Source organism: Paramuribaculum intestinale (genome assembly GCF_003024925.1).
Taxonomy (GTDB): Bacteria; Bacteroidota; Bacteroidia; order Bacteroidales; family Muribaculaceae; genus Paramuribaculum; species Paramuribaculum intestinale.
In genome coordinates this window covers 1-1,104 of sequence record NZ_PUED01000369.1, presented here as the reverse complement: position 1 = coordinate 1,104, position 1,104 = coordinate 1, and the positions used below count along the sequence as shown (strand labels likewise).

Annotated in this window: 1 protein-coding gene; it reads left to right on the top strand. The window is 61.1% G+C overall.

Going from position 1 to position 1,104, the window contains the following annotated elements:
• Positions 1 to 39: 39 nt before the first annotated feature.
• Positions 40 to 1,104: tetratricopeptide repeat protein (locus C5O24_RS13630; protein ID WP_133165616.1), on the top strand; the 1,065-nt coding region annotated here is incomplete at its 3' end.

Here is a 1,104-nt window from a genome sequence, read left to right as displayed (position 1 = left end):
ATATTTGCGCGTGCGGTCATATTTATGTAACTTCGCGATATGAAACACAGCCTACTTTTTGCAGTGGCCGTGGCCGGTGCGCTGACGGTGCAGGCCTCGGGCCAGATCAATGGGGCCGGCGCGGCAGGATATCTGGAACGCGGCTTCCGAATGTTTGACGATCTGAACTATACAGGGTGCATCGATCAGATGCGTGCCATGGAGCGTCTGACCCCTTCGCCCGGTCAGATGGAGGAGGCTCGGAGGCTTACGGCGCTGTCGGCGCTGTATCTCGGCCACGATGACGCTCTGCGGCTGTTGCAGCGGTGGATAGCCGACTATCCGGCGTCGGCACGGCGCGAGGAGATGCTTGCGGCCGTGGGCGACTGGTATTTCCACCGCTCGGATTACCCTGCGGCTGTGGAGGCCTACGGGCGTGTCGACCGCGATGCGCTCGACAGCTATGTGGCGGCCGATGTCGACTACCGCCAGGCATATTCCCGTCTTATGCTCGGTGACACCGAGGAGGCCATGCAGGGCTTCAGCCGTCTGGCGCGGTCCGACCGCTATCGCGCCGCCGGAGCTTTCTATCGTGGATATCTCGAATATGCGGCCGGCAATTATGCAGCAGCGCGCACGCTTTTCAAGGAGGCGGCGGGCAACGCCGAGCTGAATGACGTTGCGCAGTACTATCTGGCGCAGATCGATTTTGTTCAGGGCGATTTTTCCGGAGCCTTGTCGCTCAGCCGGCAGCTTCTGAAAAACGATGCCGTGGAGCAGTTCGCGCCCGAAATGAACCGTATAGCCGGCGAGTCGCTGTTCAACCTCGGCCGCGAGGAGGAGGCTCTGCCTTATCTGCGCCGCTACGCGTCGACCACCGACCGTATCCGTCCGTCGGCGTTCTACATTTTAGGAGTGGGCGAGTATCGCCTCGGCAACTATCAGGCAGCGATACGCAGCCTCGGGCACGCGGCTGCGTCCGACAATGCCATGGGGCAGAGCGCCAATCTGATTCTCGGCCAGAGCTATCTCGCCGAGGGCAAGGCCGACGGGGCATTGATGGCTTTCGAGAAAGCCTATCGCATGGGATTCGACCGCAATGTGTCGGAGTCGGCCATGTACAAC